The organism is Streptomyces sp. CB01881 (genome assembly GCF_002953255.1).
In the GTDB taxonomy this organism is placed as follows: domain Bacteria; phylum Actinomycetota; class Actinomycetes; order Streptomycetales; family Streptomycetaceae; genus Kitasatospora.
This window is the reverse complement of sequence record NZ_CP026498.1, coordinates 10,770,448-10,772,474: the sequence shown is the minus strand read 5'-3', so window position 1 is coordinate 10,772,474 and position 2,027 is coordinate 10,770,448. Positions and strand designations below refer to the sequence as shown.

Annotated in this window: 1 protein-coding gene and 1 pseudogene; both read right to left on the bottom strand. The window is 81.0% G+C overall.

The window, feature by feature from the left end; genetic code table 11:
• Window positions 1-1,241, bottom strand: a pseudogene (locus C2142_RS36400) (hypothetical protein); the annotation flags it as partial.
• Window positions 1,242-1,254: 13 nt separating this feature from the next.
• Window positions 1,255-2,027, bottom strand: a 773-nt coding sequence (locus C2142_RS41090) for a type VII secretion protein EccB (protein ID WP_241003019.1), incomplete at its 5' end; no start/stop codon positions are given.

The following is a 2,027-nucleotide window of genomic DNA, read 5'->3' as shown; positions in this document are numbered from 1 at the left end:
GGGTGGGGTGGGGGCGGCGGCGCGGAGGCGGGCTCCGGTGCGGGCGGGGGCGGCGGGCCGCCGGACTCCAGCCGGAAGCCCGGCACGGCTGCCGGGGCGGGCCTCGTCGCGGCAGGCCCCGTCGGGCCCGGCACGTCGGGGGCGGCCGCTCCCGGCCGTGCTGCGGCGGGCTCGACGGCAGCGGGCGCGGGCCCGGGTACAACCGGAGCGGGCGCGACGGGCGCGGCCGCGGTCTGCTCGGGCACGGCCCCCACCACCGAAGCCACCGCGGCCGACGGCTTCACGTCGCCGGCCGCATCGGCCTGCGCGTGCGCCGACGCCTGGCCCGGCACCTGGGCCGGCGCGGGCGCCTGAGCCAGGGTCGACGCCTGGGCCTGCGCAGGGACGTGCACCATCGCCTGCCGGTCCTGCCCGTACCCTGGCGCACCGAGCACGCCGGCCGGGCCGGGCACCACGACCGGCAGCGCCGGGTAACGGACCACCCGGTGACCCAGCGCGTCGGCGAGCACCTGCCCGGGCTCGGCCGTCCCGGGCGTCTCCAGGGTGCCGTGCAGCACGAACCTGACGGCCGGCCGGACGCTGGGCAGTACCGTGCCCCAGAACCGCGCCACCGCGTCCGGGGCGACCGCGGGGGCGCCGGGGCTGCCGACCACGACGAGCAGCAGGTCGACGTCGGCCGGGACCGCCTCGACCAGGTGCCGGCGGTCGGCGGCCGGGGGCTCCTCGCGCGTGCTGCGCACCCAGACCCCGCTCGGCAGCGGTTCGGCGACGGCGTCCGGCCCGAGCGGTTGCGGCCGCACCGGGCTGGTGAACTCCCAGGCCGGCTTGGGGAAGCGCTGCGAGTCCCGCTCCGCCCGGCGTCCGGGGCCGAACCGCAGCCACCCCTCGCCCCGGTCCGCGGGGACGAACAGGCCGCCGCTGATCGTCGGCGTCGGCTCGCCGTCGGGCGCGAGCACCTCGCGGCCGAGCCGTTCGGCGATCCGGGCCGCGGCCCGGCGGATCGCCTCGCGGTCGCCGCGGCCGAAGACCAGGCGCAGGCTGCGGTGGCGCGCGGGGGCCAGCAGGCGGGCCACCGCCTGCCACTCGCGGTCGACGGCCCCGGCGGGCAGGTCGACCACGACCAGGGTGTGCCGGTCGTCGGGGGCGAGGCCACGGGCGAACTCCACGGCCCGGCGGTCGGGTTCGCCCCTGGGATGGACGACGAGGGCGCCGCCCTCGGTGGTGCGCAGGCGCAGTCTCACGGTCGTTCCCCCGTCACCGTCGTGCCGCGGCGCGGCTGAGGGCGGGCCCCTCGGGCAGCAGCGCGAGGACGTCGGCGGGCAGGACGAGCACGCGGCGCGGGTCGCCGAGACCGAGTGCGCGGGCGGCGTCCGCGTCGGCGACGGGGTAGCGCGCGCCCTGCTCGGTGAGCAGGTAGGGCTGACCGCCGCCCGGGGCGGTGGCGAGCGCGCCGGTGCCGGGCGGCATGACGACGGGCCGGTCGGTGGCCGGGCCGAGGACGAGTCGCACGCCCTCGCCGGGGCCGGTGCGCAGGCAGAGCGCCCCGGCGGCGGGGGCGCGCAGGCCGACGACCTCGGGCAGCCGGGTGAGCAGGCCGCGGTCGGCGGAGACCGGGGCCGCCGCGACGTCCGCCTGGGTGACGGTCCGCGGGGCGGGCGCGCCGGGCGCCGCCGCGAGCAGGGCGTACTCGGTCGCGCCCACGGGGGCGAGGCCGTCGGCCCGTTGCAGGTAGTGGTGGGCGTCGGTGCCGGTGCCGGTGCGGAACAGCTGGCCGGTCACCGCGGCCTGGCCGGCGACGGTGCCGGCCGGGGTCCCGGCGCCGGGCGACGGGCTGGGTGCGAGGGGCGTCCCGGTGGGCATCGCGGCGAGCCAATCGGCGGGTGCGGCGACGGCGGGCCGGTCGTCCAGGCCGAGGGCGACCAGCGCGGAGGCCGCGGGAACGGGGTACTTGGTGTCGTGCAGCAGCAGGTAGCGGGCGCCGTCCGGTCCGGCGGCCAGGGCCGCCCGGTCGGCGGGGAGCGGGGGCA